Here is a 16,128-nt window from a genome sequence, read left to right on the forward strand (position 1 = left end):
TGGCTGTGTCAGACCCGGCCTCAGGCCGACGTCATGATCTGATAGAGTTCTTCGTCGCTGGTCGCCTGGCGCAGCTGGCGGCAGACGGCCTTGTCACCCAGTTTGGATGCCATCAGGGAAAGAGTCTTGAGGTGCTGCTTGCACTCGCTTTCCGGCACCAGCAATGCAAAGAGCAGGTCAACCGGTTGATTGTCGATAGAATCGAAAGGGATGGGCTCGGAGAAGGTCATCAACACGGCGGTCGGCGCGAAGGCGTCGTCAATCCGGCCGTGGGGGATGGCGATACCGGCTCCGATCCCGGTACTACCCATCTTTTCTCGCGCCAGCAGGCTTTCAAACAGGACCTGGCGGGAAGCGCCGAGGCGCTCTGCGGCCAGTTCACTGATGATCTCGAGCGCGCGTTTCTTGCTGGTACAAGGGACCGCACTCTTGGTGCAGTCCCGACTCAGTATGTGTTCAAGTTGCATAGTTATTTTTGATTTAACTTATCTTTGTGCTTGATGATCTGCCGATCCAGTTTATCCAGCAGGGTATCAATCGCCGCATACATGTCGGCATGCTGCGAATTGGCGAACACCTCTCCCCCGCTGACATGCAGCTTGGCTTCGGCGATCTGGTTCAGTTTTTCGACGCTCAACACCACGTGTACGTTGTTGATATGGTCAAAGTGACGCTCGAGTTTGGCAAATTTGTTGTTCACATAATCACGCAGAGCTTCGGTAATCTCGACATGGTGTCCGGTCAGGTTAATTTGCATAACGTCTTCCTTTTGTTTGCCTAAACCAGGCGTTTGCGCTGATTGGATGGCGGGATCAACAAGGATTCACGGTACTTTGCGATCGTGCGTCTCGCCACCATAATACCCTGTTCGGCCAGCAAATCCGCGATCTTGCTATCACTAAGCGGCTTGGCGGGGTTTTCCGCCGTCACCAGCTTCTTGATCAGGGCGCGAATAGCGGTCGATGAGCACTCTCCTCCTCCCTCCGTATTGACGTGACTGGAGAAAAAAAACTTCAGTTCAAAAATGCCGCGGGGCGTATGCATGTACTTCTGGGTCGTGACCCGTGAAATGGTCGACTCATGCATCTCCACCGCTTCCGCGATGTCGTTGAGTACCATGGGTTTCATGGCCTCTTCGCCGTACTCGAAAAAGCCCTGCTGCTGCTCGACGATGCAGCTGGCCACCTTGAGCAGGGTGTCGTTACGACTCTCCAGGCTCTTGATGAACCACTTGGCCTCCTGCAAATGAGAACGGATGAACTGGGTATCCGTGCTGCTGCGAGCATTGCGCGCCATGGCCGCATAGGCCTCGTTGACACGGATGCGCGGAGCAGAGTCCGGATTGAGTTCAACCACCCACTTGCTGCCCTTCTTGACCACGGACACATCCGGGATCACGTACTGGGATTCACTCTGGATGATGCCGTTGCCGGGTCTGGGCTCCAGTTGCTGGATAAGATCCAGTACCTCCTTGAGATCGCTCTCCTTGAGGCGGGTCTTGCGAGCCAGAGTGCGGTAGTCGCGATTGCCGAGCAGGTCCATGTGTTCGCGGATCACCTCTCTGGCTTCGTCGAGCCAGGGCAGGTCCGGCGAATACTGGCCGAGCTGGATCAGCAGACACTCTTGCACCGAACGGGCGGCGATGCCGACCGGATCGAAATGCTGCACCCGCTTGAGCACGGCTTCGATCTCATCCAGTTCGACTTCTACCTCCTCGCTGCTGACTGCAGCCTGAATATCCTCGAGGGTGGCAGTCAGATACCCGGATTCGTCGATGGCATCGATGATGGCAAGGGCGATGGCAGCATCCACATCACTGAACGGGGTGAGCCGCATCTGCCACAGCAGGTAGTCCTGCAGGTTCTCGGTGGTCTCCCCCTGATAGACGCTGTCTTCCCCGTCATGGATGGGACCTGCGCTCTGGGCCGTACCGGCCGAGTAGACCTCGTCCCAGGTGGTGTCCACCGGCAGTTCATCCGGCATACTCTCCTGGGCCATGGCATCGCTGGAGTCGAGTTGACTGGCGTCCTGTGTCTCTGTCTGACTGGTTTCCTGCGCCTCGTTCTCCTCTTGCTCCAGCAAGGGGTTGTTGTCGAGCGCTTGCTGAATTTCCTGCTGGAGTTCCAGGGTGGAGAGCTGGAGCAGACGAATCGCTTGTTGTAATTGTGGCGTCATGGTCAGGGACTGACCGAGACGCAACTGTAATGTCGGCTTCATCTACGTCGGGATATCCTTATGTTCAGCGAGGCAGTCACCTAACAAAAATGAGGGGTGCCCCCTTACTATAGACTGAATTGATCGCCCAAATAGACGCGCTTGACCTGCTCATCGGCGAGGATATCGGCTGGCGCGCCCTCGGCAATCATCTTGCCGTGGCTGACGATGTAGGCCTTCTCGCACACATCCAGCGTCTCTCTGACGTTGTGGTCCGTTATCAGCACACCCAACCCGCGTTCTTTCAGATGCTGGATGATCTTTTTGATATCGATGACTGAAATAGGATCAACACCTGCGAAAGGCTCATCGAGCAGAATGAATCTCGGCTCTGCCGCCAGCGCCCGGGCGATTTCCACCCGGCGCCGCTCCCCACCCGAGAGGCTCTGGCCCAGGCTGTCGCGGATATGGGTGATATTGAACTCTTCCAGCAACTGTTCGACCTTATCCTCCCGCTCTTCGCGGCTCAACCCCTTGCGGGTCTGCATGACCCCCATCAAGTTGTCGAACACCGACAGGCGCCGGAAGATGGAGGCCTCCTGGGGCAGATAGCCGATGCCATTGCGGGCACGGATATGCATGGGCTGCAGGCTGATGTCCTGCTCGTCGATGGTGATGAGGCCGGCATCCCGCTGCACCAGGCCCACGATCATGTAGAAGGAGGTCGTCTTGCCCGCGCCGTTCGGGCCGAGCAGGCCCACGATCTGGCCCGTTCCCACCTCCAGGCTCACATCGCTGACCACCATGCGGCGCTTGTAGCTCTTTTGCAGACCCGTTGCTTTTAACACTGCCATGGCTGTTGTTTCCTACTTCTTCTGATCGGCGGGTTTGTCAAAGTTCTCCACCTGATCCGGCAGGAACACCGTCTTGACACGCTGGGTGGGCCCCTTGCTCTCGGCAATCATCTTCTGCTTGACGATGTCGTAGCGAATGAGATCGCCGGTCACCTGGCTGTCTTCCTGCTTGAGCTGGCCATTGCCGGTGATGGTCACCAACCGGTTCTTAAGCTCGTAGCGGATGCTGTTGCCATGGGCATTGACCGGTTTGCCGTTGTCCAGTACCTGGAAGAAAGTGGCTGGGTTGCCATACGCGGTCATCACCTCGGCGCCCTTGTCGCCGGAGCGGATCACCACCACCTTGTCGGCCTTAATCTTGATGGTGCCCTGGGTGATGATGACATCCTCGCTGAAGGTGATGCGGTTGTCCTGCATCTCGGCCACCTGCTTGACCGCATCCACATAGACCTTCTCGGCGAAATCGGACTCTTTGGCATTCAGGGAACCGCACAGCAACAGGGCCGTGAGGGCCAGATTAACGTTTTTCATTGAAATAAGTGGCATGGCCTTTATCCAGTAACTCGAAATATTTACGTTCCAGGTGACCCTTGAGGCCAACGCCCTCGGTCTGGAACTCCTGGCCCACAATGCTGATGTGCTGGTTGCTTCTCATCCCCTGCGTCACCAGATCCAGCTCCAGATAGGAGGTATCCAGCGTGGAGATGAAGGAAGCGGGCAGCAGACCGTCCAGATGCACCTTGTCACGGAGGATCACATTGTCATCGGTGTTGAGCACCCCGGTTTCGGCCGTCAGCTTCCATTCGGCCGTGCCCTTGTCATCGAACATGTAGACCACCGGCTTGGTGAAAGTGGCCTGCTCGAGCACCTGGTAGTACTCCGCATATTCGGATTCCAGCCGCTCGGTGCGCTTGCCCTGCTCGTTGAAACGGGTCGTCACCAACTCTCTGGCGGTGAAGTCCGGTTGAAAATTTTCCGTCTTGGTGGTCGGCTCGGGGACCAGCTCGATCTCCCCCAGCTGCCAGGCCGCCAGCGCAGCCAGAAACAGCAGGCCGAACAGCACAGTCTGTTTGTTCATCGCGACGCCTCGGGTTGATAGTCAGCCAATCCCTGGGCCTGCAAGATCAGGTCGCACACCTCGCGCACGGCCCCGACGCCACCGCCAAGCCGCGTCACCAGATCCGCCTTCGCCAGCACAAGCGGATGGGCATCGGCAACGGCGATACCCAGGCCGCAAGCCTGCATCACCGGCAGATCGATGGTGTCATCTCCCATATAGGCGGCTTGCGATGCATCCAGCCCGAGCTTGGTCAGCAAGGCCTCGAAGTGGGGCAGCTTTTTGTCTGCCCCCTGCACCAGGTGCTGGACTCCCAGACTCTTCATGCGATCGCTGACGATGCGGGAGTTTCGCCCCGTGATGATGGCAATCTCGATGCCCGCATTGAGCAGGGCACGCATGCCAGCACCGTCACGGGTGCAGAAAGTCTTCAGCTCTTCGCCGTTATTGCCCATATAGATGAAGCCGTTGGAGAGCACCCCATCCACATCGCACACCAGCAGGCGGATCTGCGCCGCCTTCTCGTACTGGCTGCGCGTCACCGGACCATAGAGGGTCGGTACGTCTTGCATCAAATTACTCCGGCTTTCAGCAGGTCATGCATGTTGAAGGCACCCAGCGGGTGTCTCTCCCCATCCACGACCAACAACCCGTTGATTTTCCTGGTTTCCATCAGCTTGACGGCCTCGGCCGCCATCATCTCAGGCCCTACGGTAACACAGTTCACCGTCATGACGCGGCTGATGGGGGTGTGATGGATGTCCACCTGCAGGTCCAGAATGCGGCGCAGGTCACCATCGGTGAACAGACCGGCAAGCAGCCCTTGATCGTCCACCACCGCCGTCATGCCGAGCCCCTTGCGGCTCACTTCCAGCAGCGCCTGGCTGATGGTGGCATCTATCCCCACCTTGGGCAACAGCTCGCCGCTGTGCATCAGATCGCCCACTCGCAACAGCAACCGCTTGCCGAGGGACCCGCCCGGATGCGACAGCGCAAAGTCATCGGCGGTGAAGCCACGGGCCTCCAGCAGGGCCACGGCCAGCGCGTCCCCCATCACCAGGGTGGCGGTAGTGCTGGATGTCGGGGCCAGACCGAGGGGGCAGGCCTCTTTCTCCACCTTGATGCACAGGTGCACGTTGGCCTCTTTCGCCATGGTGGAAGCCGGATTGCCTGTCATGCAGATGAGTGGAATGCCGCGGCGCTTGAGCACCGGCAGCATGGCCAGGATCTCGTCGCTCTCGCCGGAGTTGGAAATGGCAATGATGAGATCCCCGGCTGAGATCATGCCGAGATCCCCGTGGCTCGCCTCGCCCGGGTGCAGGAAGAAGGCGGGCGTTCCCGTGCTGGCCAGGGTCGCGGCAATCTTGTTGCCGATATGACCCGACTTGCCCATGCCGGTCACCACTATCTTGCCGCCACAGCGCAGCACCATCTCGCAGGCGCGCTCGAACGCCTCGTCAAGGTACTGGTAGAGTCCATCAATGGCTTGTTTTTCTATGTCCAGCACCGCTCGGGCGCTGCGACGGAAATCGAACAATTCAGACACTTTTTCAGGCTTTACAGACATAAAGGCACAGCTCCGGGCCGAAATTTGCTGCGGGATTATAAAAAAGTCTGCCGAGATAAGCGAATCGGATGCGGAATGGGCAGTCATTGACGCAGGTTGTTACATAAAACTGTCGCGTACTTGGGGGGGAAACCCGCTCAATAGTTGTTCCTCGCTGTTGCTTAGACCTAGACTAGCCCATAAAATTCGCTCTTCATTTATACCGGATGGACAATTGTTTGAACGATGACCTGATCACCATCTCCGACCTGACCTTCAGTCACGGGGATCGGCTGCTGTACGACAGGATCAACCTGACCATTCCCCGTGGCAAGGTCACCGCCGTCATGGGTCCGAGCGGGATCGGCAAGACCACCTTGCTGCGCCTGATCGGGGGCCAGCTCAAGCCTGAGTTCGGTCATATCCTGTTTGACGGGGAAGACATTCCCACTCTCTCCCGTTCGCGCCTGTATGAAGTGCGGAAACGGATGAGCATGCTGTTCCAGAGTGGCGCATTGTTCACCGGCATGACCGTCTTCGACAATGTGGCCTTTCCGCTGCGGGAGCACTCCGGCCTGCCGGAAGAGCTGATCCGCACCATCGTCATGATGAAACTGCAAGCTGTCGGTCTGCGCGGGGCGGCCAAGCTGATGCCGTCCGAGCTCTCCGGTGGCATGGCGCGTCGCGCGGCCCTGGCGAGATCCATCGCGCTGGATCCGGATCTCATCATGTATGACGAGCCCTTCGTGGGGCAGGACCCCATCACCATGGCGGTGCTGGTGAAGCTCATCAAGGAGCTCAACGATGCCCTCGGCATCACCTCCGTCATCGTCACCCACGACGTGAAGGAGGTGCTGAGCATCGCCGACTACGCCTACATCATCGCCAACCGCAAGGTAGTGGCACACGGCACACCGGAGCAGCTGCGCGAGGAGCACAATCCCGAAGTCGAGCAGTTCCTCAAGGGATTGCCCGACGGTCCTGTTCCGTTTCATTTTCCGGCAGGTGACCTGCTACAGGATCTGTGATGTTGACAAGTCAGATAAGCAAGCTGGGCCGCAGCGGTGTGCGTTTCATCAACGCCGTCGGCCGGGCAACCATCATGCTGTTTCATGCACTGGCAGGACGGCCCCAGCCACGCAAGCACTTCCCGCTGCTGGTGCAGCAACTGTATGTGGTGGGAGTGCAATCCGTCGCCATCATACTGGTGTCCGGCCTCTTCATCGGCATGGTGCTCTCCCTGCAGGGTTACAACGTATTGAAGGATTTCGGCGCAGAGCAGAGCCTGGGGCCTCTGGTTTCCCTCTCCCTGCTCCGTGAGCTGGGCCCTGTGGTCACAGCCCTGCTGTTCGCCGGTCGTGCGGGCTCCGCCCTCACCGCCGAGATCGGCCTGATGAAGGCCACCGAGCAGCTCTCCAGCCTGGAGATGATGGCGGTCGATCCGCTGCGTCGGGTCGTGGCGCCCCGCTTCTGGGCCGGGGTCATCAGCATGCCGCTGCTGGCCTTCATGTTCAGCCTGATCGGCATCTTTGGCGGCAAGCTGGTTGGTGTCGACTGGCTGGGGGTGGACGAAGGCAGTTTCTGGTCCGCCATGCAGGCCTCCGTCGACTGGCAGGACGACATCATGCAGGGCGCCATCAAGAGCCTGATCTTCGCCCTGGTGGTGACCTGGATAGCGCTCTTCAACGGCTATGATGCCAAACCGACCTCGGCCGGGATCAGTCAGGCGACGACCCGTACCGTGGTTCACTCATCCCTGGCCGTGCTCGGTCTGGATTTTATACTCACCGCAGTCATGTTTGGATAAGGGAAAGATGAAGTTCAGCAAAGTAGAATTTCTGGTTGGCGCCTTCATGCTGGCTGGCATCGCGGCCATTCTGGCATTGGCACTGCAAGTGGCGGGATTGAGTTTCAAACCGGAAGGAGAAACCTATACCCTGCGCGCCCATTTCGATAATATCGGCGGCCTGAAAGTACGCTCGCCGGTCAAGGTCGGCGGCGTCGTCGTCGGTCGTGTCAGCGACATCACCCTGGATCCCAAGAGCCAGGTCCCCATCGTTTCCCTGCAGATGCAGAAGAGTGCCGGCGAGTTCTCCGAGACCAGCACCCTCTCCATCCTGACTTCTGGCCTGCTCGGTGAGCAGTACATCGGTCTGGCACCGGGGTTCAGCGATGAGGAGATGGGCACCAGCATGCTCAAGGATGGCGACATGATCGAAGACACCAAGTCCGCTATCGTGCTGGAAGATCTGATTGGCAAGTTCCTCTACAGCCAGTCCTCTCCGGCCAACACACCCGCAACCAAGGAGTAACCATGTTCAAGAAGATCGCCCTGATGCTGGGTCTGATGACCAGCATGCTGTTCTCCCTCGTCGCCCGTGCGGATGTCAATACTTCGGACCCCTATGCCCTCGTGGATCAGGCCGCCCAGCAGACCTTTGCCCGCCTGAAAGCCGATCAGGCCCAGGTGAAGAGCAACCCCGATCACCTGCGCGTCATCATCCGCGAGGAGCTGCTGCCCTACGTGGACAACCGCTTCGCCGCCTACAAGGTGCTCGGCAACCAGATCAAACAGACGACCCCTGCCCAGCGTGACGCTTTTGTGGACGTCTTCACCGAGTACATGGTGAGCTCCTACGCGGACGCACTGGCACACTTCGACAAGCAGACCGTCAAGGTCCAGCCCGGCAAAGCCGCCGAGAGCAACATCACCGCCGTCAACGTCAGCGTGAAAGAGGCTGGCAAGCCGGACATCTTCCTCGAGTTCAAGCTGCGCAAGAACAACAAGACCGGCGAGTGGAAAGCCTTCGACATGGTTGCCGAAGGGATCAGCCTGCTCTCTGCCAAGCAGAACGAGCTGGGCGGCCTCATTCGCCAGAACGGCATCGATGCGGTGATCGCCCAGCTGCGTGAACACAACGCCAAGCCGCTGGTGATCAAGTCATGATCCTGAGCGGTGACTTGCAGGCCCCGCAGGTCAACGATCTGTGGCAACGCCGCGCCGACTGGTGGCAGGACGACCGGCTCGAACTCGGTGCCGTCACTACCCTGGATTCCGCCGGCCTTGCCCTGCTGGTCAAGTGGGCCAAGGCGGCACTGGCACGGGGTGCCACTCCGACACTGGTGGGTGCCTCCAACGATTTCCATACGCTGGCCAACCTTTACGGGGTGGCCAGCCTCTTTCATTCAACCCCGCTCACAACTGAGGACTCATAATGCAAGTCTCTGAAATTGAAGCGATACTCCTCGAGGCTTTGCCATTGTCCGAAGTCCATGTCAAAGGGGACGGCAGTCACTACCAGGTGATCGCCGTCGGCGACATGTTTGACGGCATGAGCCGGGTCAAGAAACAACAGGCCATCTATGCCCCGCTGATGGACAAGATCGCCACCAACGAGATCCACGCTCTCTCCATCAAGGCCTATACCGACGCCGAGTGGAAACGCGAGCGTAAATTCCAGCTGCCCTCCTGATTTGGTAAAGAAGTAAACCATGGACAAATTCAAGATCACAGGCCCCTGCACCCTCTCCGGTGAAGTGACCATCTCCGGCGCCAAAAATGCCGCCCTGCCCATCCTGTTTGCCACCCTGCTGTGTGACGAAGAGGTTCAACTCTCCAACGTACCGCGCCTGAAAGACGTGGGTACCACCCTCAAGCTGCTGGAGATGCTGGGCGCCACCACCAAGGTCAACGGCAACGTGACCGTGCTGACCGGCGCGGTAAACAATCATGTCGCCCCCTACGAGCTGGTGAAGACCATGCGAGCCTCCATCCTGGCCCTGGGCCCGCTGGCAGCCCGCTTCGGTGCAGCAGACGTCTCCCTGCCCGGCGGCTGTGCCATCGGTGCCCGCCCGGTCAACCTGCATGTCCACGGCCTGGAGCTGATGGGCGCGAAGATCGTCATCGAAGAGGGCTACATCAAAGCCCGCGTCGACGGCCGCCTGAAAGGTGCCCACATCCTGATGGACATGGTTTCCGTGACCGGTACCGAGAACCTGATGATGGCCGCCACCCTGGCTGACGGTCGCACCGTGATCGAAAACGCCGCCCGTGAGCCGGAGGTGGTCGATCTGGCCAACTTCCTCAACGCGCTCGGAGCTAACATTCAGGGCGCCGGCACCGATACCCTGACCATCGACGGCGTAGAACGTCTGCACGGTGGCAGCTACAGCGTGCAGCCCGATCGCATCGAGACCGGCACCTTCCTGGTAGGCGCCGCCGTGACCGGTGGCAAGATCACCTGCCGCAACACCGACCCCAGCCTGCTGGAAGCCGTACTGGTCAAACTGGAAGAGGCTGGCGCCCTGATTGAAAAGGGTGACGACTGGATCACCCTCGACATGACAGGTCGCACCCTGAAACCTGTCACCATCAAGACCGCCCCCTATCCGGCGTTCCCGACCGACATGCAGGCACAGTTCACCGTGCTGAACGCGGTCGCCCAGGGCACCGGCATGGTCACCGAGACCATCTTCGAGAACCGCTTCATGCACGTGCCCGAGCTGGTTCGGATGGGTGCCGACATCGAACTGCAGGGCAATGTGGCCATCTGCCGCGACACCCAGCAGCTCAAGGGTGCCCAGGTGATGGCGACCGATCTGCGCGCCTCCGCCAGCCTGGTGCTGGCCGGCTTCGTGGCCGAAGGGGCCACCATCGTCGATCGCATCTATCACATCGACCGTGGCTACGAAGACATCGAGCACAAGCTGCAAGGCCTGGGTGGTCGCATCGAGCGCATCAAGGAATAAGCTGGCTTCACCATGAGCCGACGATAAAAAGGCCCCCTCGCCAGGCGAGGGGGCCTTTTTCATGACTCCGAATGGCGGCACCCTCTTCTCCCCTTGCGGGAGAAGGGGGTGGGGACGAGGAGGACAAGCAGGCACCCTTTCCCCGAGGGAGAGGATCAAGGGCTCAGGCGGTCAGCCGCTCCAGCTCGCCGATAAGCCAGATGGCCTCCTGGCGATGGGAGCCGCACACGTCCACCATGGGGCGAAAGCCGCCGCACACCGCCGGGCGCTCCGGCTGGCCGAAGATCTTGCACCCCAGGTGCGCATCGAGCTGCACACAGGGCACACCGGCGGGCTTGCCGTCCGGCATGCCGGGAATGGCACTGCTGATGCTGGGGGCGATGCAGCAGGCACCGCATCCCTGACGACATTCCATGTGATTTTTCCTCTGTGGGGCACCGCAGTGTAGCAAGGAGTCCGGTTTCTCCTAAGCCTTATCCCTGCCCGGGCACCCTGGCGCCCTGCAGAGCGCAAAAAGCCCGGCAGTGCCGGGCTTTTTGCTGCGGGAGTCAGCACATCACAGGATGATGTCGCGTACCACGCTGTCTTTGCGATCCAGGAAGTGGATCGACTTGATACGACGTATGGTGCGCGATTTACCGCGGATCAGCAGGGTCTCGGTGGTCGCCATGACGCCGTCGCTGGTGATCCCTTCCAGCAGATCACCCTTGGTGATGCCGGTGGCCGAGAAGATGACGTTGTCATTCTTGGCCAGATCTTCGAGCTTGAGCACCTTGCTCACGTCGATGCCCAGCTCCTCGCAGCGCGCGATCTCCTGTTCACCCAGGGCGCGAACCTCGGGGCTGTCACCCTTGACCTGGTGGCGGGGGATCAGGCGAGCCTGCATGTCGCCGTCCAGGGCGCGGATCACCGCGGCGGAGATCACCCCTTCCGGCGCGCCACCGATGCCGTAGAGCATGTCCACTTCGCTGTCCGGCAGACAGGTGAGGATGGAGGCGGCCACGTCGCCGTCAGGAATGGCGAACACCCGCACTCCCAGGCCCTGCATCTCCTTGATCGCCTTGTCATGACGCGGCTTGGCCAGGGTGATGACGGTCAGACGGGAGAGGGGCTTGCCGAGCGCCTTGGCCACGGCCTTGAGGTTCAGCTCCAGGGCCTGATCGAGATCGATGGCGCCTCTCGCCTTGGGGCCCACGATCAGCTTTTCCATGTACATGTCGGGGGCCTTGAGGAAGGATCCCTTGTCGCCCACCGCCAGCACGGCCAGAGCATTGGCCTGACCCATGGCAGTCATGCGGGTCCCCTCGATGGGGTCGACCGCGATGTCCACGGCGTCGCCCTGACCCGTGCCCACCTTCTCGCCGATGTAGAGCATGGGGGCTTCGTCGATCTCCCCTTCGCCGATCACAATCTCGCCATCGATCTGGATCTGATTGAGGATGTGACGCATGGCCGCCACGGCCGCGCCATCGGCGATATTCTTGTCACCACGTCCGAGCCACTTGTAGCCAGCCAGTGCAGCCGCTTCCGTCACTCGGGAAAATTCGATTGCCAGTTCACGTCTCATCGCATATCCAACCTTAGGAGCTCGAAAACGGGCGGCATTCTACCACAAGGGCAAACCTTTGCGCGTAAAAGTGGCGACCAGCCACATAAATCCCGGTTTTCATCCCGCTGACATGGAACCGACACGGTTTGTTCATTGCACGGTCACCCGACTGTCATCTGTCACTTCTAGCATGGCCCCGTCTTTTAAAACAAAAGCTTGCAACACAAGGGATCATGATGAAAAAGCTGACAGTAGTAGCATTGGCTCTTACCGCCGCCTTCCAGGCTCAAGCCGTTGAAGTGTACAAAAACGAGAGCACCCTGCTCGACCTCTACGGCCGCATCTACGCCGGCCAGTTCTTCGGCGAGAAGAAAGAGCTGGACGCCAACGGTGACATCAAAAACGAATACAGCGACAAGCAGGGGGCCAACCAGTTTGTCCGTCTGGGCGCCAAGGTAGAGAGCGAGATCAACCCGGGTCTCAAGGCGCTGGCCCAGTACGAACTGCAGATGTACATCAACGACAGCGAGAAGACCGTCAGCGAGAACTCCGACAACCTGCGTACCCGTCTGGCGTTCGCCGGTGTCGGCGCCAACTGGGGAACCGTCACCTTCGGTCGCCAGAAGGGGGCTCCTGGCTTCCTGGCGGACTGGACTGATGTCTCCCTCTCCGATGGTTACGGCAACGAGGCACTGGGCGCCAAGACCGACACCTTCGCCACCAACCGCGCCGGCTCCGTGCTGAAGTACTCCGGCCTGTTCAACGGTTTCCAGGTAGATACCAGCTACAAGTTCGATGGCGGTGACACCGAAGAGACCTCCAGCAAGGACAGCGATGCCGCCTACGGTGCCGCCGTGGCCTACACCTTCCCGTTCAACCTCTCCCTGGGGACCGCCTACAACGTGGGCATCCGCGACAAGAGCGGTGAAGAGGATGCCAAGCTGTGGCTGCTCTCCGCCAAGTACGACAACAAGGCCCTCTACGCCGCCCTGAGCTATGCCGACGGCAGCGACTTCCTGGCCACCGGCAAGGATCACACCGGCTGGGAAGGGGCGCTGGGTTACAACTTCGAGAGCGGCTTCGGCCTGATGGCCCTGTGGAACAAGCAGAAGGTGGAGCAGGCTGGCAAGTCTGACTACGACTCCATCGACTACTACACCCTGGGTGCCCAGTACAAGTTCAACAAGAACCTGCGCGTCATCGGCGAGTACCGCATCAACAACCTCGACAGCCATGACAGCGGCAAGCTCAACACCAAGGATGACTTCCAGCTGGCGGCCCGCTACGACTTCTAAGTCGGCAACCACCTGACGACACGGCGCGCAGAGCACTCTGCGCGCCGTTTTTCATTTGGGATGATCGCGTTGTCACTGAGGCTCAGAGCTTCTTCTGCCAGAACATGGCCCGGCCCACCTCAGGATCGAGCTCATAACCCGCAAAGCCGCTGGCACGATAGGCAGCCTGGGCCACCTTGTTCCCCTCCAGCACCTCCAGGGTCAGCTTGCAGCAACCGAGTTCCCGGGCGAGCCGCTCCGCCTCCGCCAACAGCCGCTTGCCGATGCCCTGGCCGCGATGGGCAGGGTGCACCGCCATGTCGTGGATATTGAGCAGCGGCTGACAGGCGAAGGTCGAGAAGCCCTCGAAGCAGGTGGCAACGCCAGCGGGCTCCCCATCGACCCAAGCCAGCAGCACATGGGCACCGGGTCGCGCGGCCAGGGCTTCGGCCAGATTCGCCTTCACCTCGTCCGCCAGTGCATTGCCGCCCCCCATCTCGTCCCTGGCGTATTCGTCCAGCATCGCGATCAGCGCCTCGCCGTGGCGAGGGTTGTGCAGATCCGCCCTGATGATCTCGACCATGTTTCTCTCCCTGTGTGTTCCGGATGGTGCGCCAAGGCGCGAGGCCACCATGGTAGCGTCCCCTCCGAACCGAACCAAGGTTCCCCCGGCCTTTTCCCCGAGGTTCCAGCCCCCTCAGTGCCTGCCGCCAATGATCTCTTTTTCTTGCATCTTCTCCTTGCAAGGCAAATGAAAATCAATATCATTAGCAACCTCTCGCGATGAGAGAAATAAATAATTACAATTAAATCAACAAGTTCAGGCCGATTGGTCGACAAAGAGTCACACCCAGATGAACCATTCCAACTCCCCGCGCGCCTTGCTGGGCGTCGCCTTGCTGGCGGTTTGCACCAGCCCCCGTGCCGAAGACGAAACCCTGACCGTGGTCGGCAAACGCAGCCAACATGAAGAGGTCGCCACCGCGACCCGTACCGCCACCCCGGCCAAGCTGGTGCCCCAGAGCATCGAGAGCGTCAAGGCAAGCGAGCTGACCGCCTTCGGCCAGCCCACCCTGAGTGAAGCCCTGACCGGCATCCCTGGCGTCAACGCCAGCGGCGACACCCGTTTTGACGGCGTCACCATCCGTGGTTTCAGCGCCAGCAACGACTTCTACCTCGACGGCCTGCGCGACGACATGCAATACACCCGCGACCTTGGCAACATCGAGCGGGTCGAAGTGCTCAAGGGCCCCGCCGCCGTGCTCTACGGCCGTGGCAGCACGGGCGGCATCGTCAACCGGGTCAGCAAGGTTCCCCAGAAGGGGCAGGCCTCCAGCGTCAGCGCCCAGGTCGGCAGCTTCGACAGCCGACGCTTCGCCGCCGACCTCAACGGCGAGGCAGGAGAGCGGGTACAGGTGCGCCTGAACCTGGCCCAGGAAGACAAAGACAGCTTTCGCGACGACGTGACCAGCAAGCGCACCCTGCTGGCCCCCTCCGTCAACTGGGAGATCACCGACACCCTGAACTGGCTGGTGCAATACGAGCGCAACGAGCACGATCGCACCCCGGATCGCGGCATTCCCGGCGTCGATGGTCGCCCGGCGGATGTCCCCATCGAGAGCGTCTACAGCGACACCCGCCGCGACTTCATCGACGATGTGGCCCAGTCCACCCGCTCCCGCTTCACCTGGGACATCAACGATCAGTGGCAACTGCGCCAGCAGCTCGGCTACACCACCCTCGACAGCCAGTTCGACAATACCTATGTCACCAGCGTCAAGGGTGACAAGGTGACCCGCGCCCGCTGGCAGCAGGATCTCAAGGCCAGCAGCCTCACCAGCAACACCGAGGCGGAAGGCCAGCTGCAAACCGGCCCCGTCGCCCATCGTCTGCTGGTGGGCCTGGAGCAGGGCTGGCAGGATCGCACCCCCAAGCTCTACCAGAACGCCAACCCGATCCCGGCAGGCAACCTCTATGATCCGGGCTCCCTGCCCACCTACGACGGCGCCATGAAACTCTCCAGCGACGCCCATCACAGGGTGCGCGGTGTCGGCCTCTATGTGCAGGATCAGCTCAGCCTGGGCGACTGGCACCTGCTGGCAGGCCTGCGCCGCGACGACTTCACCGTCACCAGCCGCCGCAACGACCTCGACAAGGAAGAGACCCTCTCGGTCACCAGCCTGAGTCCGCGCCTGGGCCTGGTGTGGAACCCCATCGAGGAGCATGCCTTCTACACCTCCTACAGCAAGACCTTCACCCCGGTGGGCGGTGAGCTTATCGGCATCACCCCGGGGGACAAGAACAACAACCTGGATCCCCAGCACACCCGGCTCTATGAAGGGGGCGTGAAGAGCGACTGGCTGAACGGCCGTCTCGCCACCACCTTCTCTCTCTACCGGCTGGAGATGTACAACAAACGCAGCAAGGATCCGCTGGATCCCACCCGGGTGATCCTCACCGGTCTGCAGCGCACCGACGGCATAGAGCTGAGCGCCCGTGCCCAGCTGACCGACGAGATCTATCTGCGCGGCGGCGTCGCCATCCAGGATGCCGAGCAGGTCAAGGCAGACGCGGACCTGCAAGGCAAGCGACCGATGAACGTCTCCCGCCAGAACGGCCAGCTGTTCGCCGGCTACCAGAGCGGCAAGCAGGGCTGGTTCGGCGAGACCGGGATGACGGCGGTGGGGGATCGCTTCGCCGACAACGCCAACACCACCACCTTGCCCGGTTACGCCCGCTTCGACGCCCGTGCCGGCTACCGCTGGCCCCAGTGGGAAGCCCAGCTGAGCGTGGAGAACCTGACCGATCACGACTACTTCGTCAGCGCCACCAGCGCGGCCCAGATCATGCCGGGCACGCCCCGTCAGCTGCACCTGACCGCCGCCTACCGCTTCTGATCCTCCCTGTTTACCGACCCCTCTGGCCAGCGTTCGCTGGCCAGATTG

Annotated in this window: 20 protein-coding genes; 9 read left to right on the forward strand and 11 right to left on the reverse strand. The window is 60.6% G+C overall.

Annotated features, from left to right (window positions below; all coding sequences use genetic code 11):
• Positions 1 to 20: 20 nt before the first annotated feature.
• The 8 genes from ptsN to I6L32_RS04960 form a co-directional block, all read right to left on the reverse strand.
• Positions 21 to 467, reverse strand: coding sequence for a PTS IIA-like nitrogen regulatory protein PtsN (ptsN, locus tag I6L32_RS04925; RefSeq protein ID WP_010675870.1), 447 nt, complete (start codon positions 465 to 467; stop codon positions 21 to 23).
• Positions 468 to 469: 2 nt separating this feature from the next.
• Entirely contained in the window at positions 470 to 757 is a 288-nt protein-coding gene (hpf, locus tag I6L32_RS04930) for a ribosome hibernation promoting factor (protein ID WP_005305957.1), read from the reverse strand.
• A gap of 20 nt (positions 758 to 777) precedes the next feature.
• Complete coding sequence (locus I6L32_RS04935) at positions 778 to 2,217, reverse strand: RNA polymerase factor sigma-54 (RefSeq protein WP_039040474.1); 1,440 nt, start codon at positions 2,215 to 2,217, stop codon at positions 778 to 780.
• Between the two features lie 65 nt (positions 2,218 to 2,282).
• On the reverse strand, positions 2,283 to 3,008 hold the full coding sequence (gene lptB / locus I6L32_RS04940) for an LPS export ABC transporter ATP-binding protein (protein WP_010675872.1): 726 nt from the start codon (positions 3,006 to 3,008) through the stop codon (positions 2,283 to 2,285).
• Between the two features lie 12 nt (positions 3,009 to 3,020).
• Positions 3,021 to 3,539 carry a lipopolysaccharide transport periplasmic protein LptA gene (gene lptA, locus I6L32_RS04945; protein WP_010675873.1) on the reverse strand — a complete coding sequence of 173 codons (519 nt, stop codon included), beginning with the start codon at positions 3,537 to 3,539 and terminating at the stop codon, positions 3,021 to 3,023.
• Positions 3,526 to 4,086, reverse strand: coding sequence for an LPS export ABC transporter periplasmic protein LptC (gene lptC / locus I6L32_RS04950; RefSeq protein ID WP_216944764.1), 561 nt, complete (start codon positions 4,084 to 4,086; stop codon positions 3,526 to 3,528). Before lptC ends, lptA begins: the two co-directional genes overlap by 14 nt.
• A complete protein-coding gene (kdsC, locus tag I6L32_RS04955; RefSeq protein WP_042864828.1) occupies positions 4,083 to 4,637 on the reverse strand; it encodes a 3-deoxy-manno-octulosonate-8-phosphatase KdsC in 555 nt (184 codons plus the stop codon). The genes lptC and kdsC overlap by 4 nt, the downstream gene beginning before the upstream one ends.
• Positions 4,637 to 5,632 carry a KpsF/GutQ family sugar-phosphate isomerase gene (locus tag I6L32_RS04960; protein ID WP_216944765.1) on the reverse strand — a complete coding sequence of 332 codons (996 nt, stop codon included), beginning with the start codon at positions 5,630 to 5,632 and terminating at the stop codon, positions 4,637 to 4,639. Before I6L32_RS04960 ends, kdsC begins: the two co-directional genes overlap by 1 nt.
• 206 nt (positions 5,633 to 5,838) lie before the next feature.
• Here I6L32_RS04960 and mlaF point away from each other — a divergent pair, with 206 nt between their 5' ends.
• Genes mlaF through murA form a run of 7 tightly spaced genes read left to right on the forward strand, consistent with a single transcriptional unit; the run spans position 5,839 to position 10,360 of the window.
• On the forward strand, positions 5,839 to 6,639 hold the full coding sequence (mlaF, locus tag I6L32_RS04965) for a phospholipid ABC transporter ATP-binding protein MlaF (RefSeq protein WP_216944766.1): 801 nt from the start codon (positions 5,839 to 5,841) through the stop codon (positions 6,637 to 6,639).
• Positions 6,639 to 7,418 (forward strand): lipid asymmetry maintenance ABC transporter permease subunit MlaE, encoded by a 780-nt coding sequence (gene mlaE / locus I6L32_RS04970; RefSeq protein ID WP_010675878.1) that lies wholly within the window; start codon positions 6,639 to 6,641, stop codon positions 7,416 to 7,418. Before mlaF ends, mlaE begins: the two co-directional genes overlap by 1 nt.
• A gap of 7 nt (positions 7,419 to 7,425) precedes the next feature.
• Positions 7,426 to 7,923: an outer membrane lipid asymmetry maintenance protein MlaD gene (gene mlaD, locus I6L32_RS04975; protein WP_010675879.1), complete on the forward strand. Its 498-nt coding sequence runs from the start codon at positions 7,426 to 7,428 to the stop codon at positions 7,921 to 7,923.
• 2 nt (positions 7,924 to 7,925) lie between these two features.
• Positions 7,926 to 8,558, forward strand: a complete 633-nt coding sequence (gene mlaC / locus I6L32_RS04980; RefSeq protein ID WP_039040470.1) for a phospholipid-binding protein MlaC — start codon at positions 7,926 to 7,928, stop codon at positions 8,556 to 8,558.
• On the forward strand, positions 8,555 to 8,827 hold the full coding sequence (locus tag I6L32_RS04985; RefSeq protein WP_010675881.1) for a lipid asymmetry maintenance protein MlaB: 273 nt from the start codon (positions 8,555 to 8,557) through the stop codon (positions 8,825 to 8,827). The genes mlaC and I6L32_RS04985 overlap by 4 nt, the downstream gene beginning before the upstream one ends.
• Positions 8,827 to 9,084: a BolA family iron metabolism protein IbaG gene (gene ibaG, locus I6L32_RS04990; protein WP_010675882.1), complete on the forward strand. Its 258-nt coding sequence runs from the start codon at positions 8,827 to 8,829 to the stop codon at positions 9,082 to 9,084. Before I6L32_RS04985 ends, ibaG begins: the two co-directional genes overlap by 1 nt.
• A 19-nt stretch (positions 9,085 to 9,103) precedes the next feature.
• Positions 9,104 to 10,360: a UDP-N-acetylglucosamine 1-carboxyvinyltransferase gene (murA, locus tag I6L32_RS04995; protein ID WP_041211853.1), complete on the forward strand. Its 1,257-nt coding sequence runs from the start codon at positions 9,104 to 9,106 to the stop codon at positions 10,358 to 10,360.
• 163 nt (positions 10,361 to 10,523) lie between these two features.
• Here the strand turns inward: murA and I6L32_RS05000 are convergent, their stop codons facing one another.
• Positions 10,524 to 10,775: a YkgJ family cysteine cluster protein gene (locus tag I6L32_RS05000; RefSeq protein ID WP_049637177.1), complete on the reverse strand. Its 252-nt coding sequence runs from the start codon at positions 10,773 to 10,775 to the stop codon at positions 10,524 to 10,526.
• Positions 10,776 to 10,916: 141 nt separating this feature from the next.
• Positions 10,917 to 11,927: a class II fructose-bisphosphatase gene (gene glpX, locus I6L32_RS05005; protein WP_039040467.1), complete on the reverse strand. Its 1,011-nt coding sequence runs from the start codon at positions 11,925 to 11,927 to the stop codon at positions 10,917 to 10,919.
• Positions 11,928 to 12,145: 218 nt separating this feature from the next.
• Between glpX and I6L32_RS05010 the strand changes: the two genes are divergently transcribed.
• A complete protein-coding gene (locus tag I6L32_RS05010; RefSeq protein ID WP_029313567.1) occupies positions 12,146 to 13,204 on the forward strand; it encodes a porin in 1,059 nt (352 codons plus the stop codon).
• Between the two features lie 82 nt (positions 13,205 to 13,286).
• On the opposite strand, the gene I6L32_RS05015 is transcribed toward I6L32_RS05010, so the two are convergent.
• On the reverse strand, positions 13,287 to 13,766 hold the full coding sequence (locus I6L32_RS05015; protein ID WP_216944767.1) for a GNAT family N-acetyltransferase: 480 nt from the start codon (positions 13,764 to 13,766) through the stop codon (positions 13,287 to 13,289).
• Between the two features lie 271 nt (positions 13,767 to 14,037).
• Here I6L32_RS05015 and I6L32_RS05020 point away from each other — a divergent pair, with 271 nt between their 5' ends.
• Complete coding sequence (locus tag I6L32_RS05020) at positions 14,038 to 16,080, forward strand: TonB-dependent siderophore receptor (RefSeq protein ID WP_042015362.1); 2,043 nt, start codon at positions 14,038 to 14,040, stop codon at positions 16,078 to 16,080.
• Positions 16,081 to 16,128: the final 48 nt, after the last annotated feature.

The organism is Aeromonas sp. FDAARGOS 1402, assembly GCF_019046925.1.
Classification (GTDB): Bacteria; Pseudomonadota; Gammaproteobacteria; order Enterobacterales; family Aeromonadaceae; genus Aeromonas; species Aeromonas caviae.

Bases quoted from the DNA above. Each gene is read 5' to 3' on its own strand.
- ptsN (WP_010675870.1), bottom strand. From the start codon at position 467: ATGCAACTTGAACACATACTGAGTCGGGACTGCACCAAGAGTGCGGTC.
- hpf (WP_005305957.1), bottom strand. From the start codon at position 757: ATGCAAATTAACCTGACCGGACACCATGTCGAGATTACCGAAGCTCTG.
- I6L32_RS04935 (WP_039040474.1), bottom strand. From the start codon at position 2,217: ATGAAGCCGACATTACAGTTGCGTCTCGGTCAGTCCCTGACCATGACG.
- lptB (WP_010675872.1), bottom strand. From the start codon at position 3,008: ATGGCAGTGTTAAAAGCAACGGGTCTGCAAAAGAGCTACAAGCGCCGC.
- lptA (WP_010675873.1), bottom strand. From the start codon at position 3,539: ATGAAAAACGTTAATCTGGCCCTCACGGCCCTGTTGCTGTGCGGTTCC.
- lptC (WP_216944764.1), bottom strand. From the start codon at position 4,086: ATGAACAAACAGACTGTGCTGTTCGGCCTGCTGTTTCTGGCTGCGCTG.
- kdsC (WP_042864828.1), bottom strand. From the start codon at position 4,637: ATGCAAGACGTACCGACCCTCTATGGTCCGGTGACGCGCAGCCAGTAC.
- I6L32_RS04960 (WP_216944765.1), bottom strand. From the start codon at position 5,632: ATGTCTGTAAAGCCTGAAAAAGTGTCTGAATTGTTCGATTTCCGTCGC.
- mlaF (WP_216944766.1), top strand. From the start codon at position 5,839: ATGGACAATTGTTTGAACGATGACCTGATCACCATCTCCGACCTGACC.
- mlaE (WP_010675878.1), top strand. From the start codon at position 6,639: ATGTTGACAAGTCAGATAAGCAAGCTGGGCCGCAGCGGTGTGCGTTTC.
- mlaD (WP_010675879.1), top strand. From the start codon at position 7,426: ATGAAGTTCAGCAAAGTAGAATTTCTGGTTGGCGCCTTCATGCTGGCT.
- mlaC (WP_039040470.1), top strand. From the start codon at position 7,926: ATGTTCAAGAAGATCGCCCTGATGCTGGGTCTGATGACCAGCATGCTG.
- I6L32_RS04985 (WP_010675881.1), top strand. From the start codon at position 8,555: ATGATCCTGAGCGGTGACTTGCAGGCCCCGCAGGTCAACGATCTGTGG.
- ibaG (WP_010675882.1), top strand. From the start codon at position 8,827: ATGCAAGTCTCTGAAATTGAAGCGATACTCCTCGAGGCTTTGCCATTG.
- murA (WP_041211853.1), top strand. From the start codon at position 9,104: ATGGACAAATTCAAGATCACAGGCCCCTGCACCCTCTCCGGTGAAGTG.
- I6L32_RS05000 (WP_049637177.1), bottom strand. From the start codon at position 10,775: ATGGAATGTCGTCAGGGATGCGGTGCCTGCTGCATCGCCCCCAGCATC.
- glpX (WP_039040467.1), bottom strand. From the start codon at position 11,927: ATGAGACGTGAACTGGCAATCGAATTTTCCCGAGTGACGGAAGCGGCT.
- I6L32_RS05010 (WP_029313567.1), top strand. From the start codon at position 12,146: ATGAAAAAGCTGACAGTAGTAGCATTGGCTCTTACCGCCGCCTTCCAG.
- I6L32_RS05015 (WP_216944767.1), bottom strand. From the start codon at position 13,766: ATGGTCGAGATCATCAGGGCGGATCTGCACAACCCTCGCCACGGCGAG.
- I6L32_RS05020 (WP_042015362.1), top strand. From the start codon at position 14,038: ATGAACCATTCCAACTCCCCGCGCGCCTTGCTGGGCGTCGCCTTGCTG.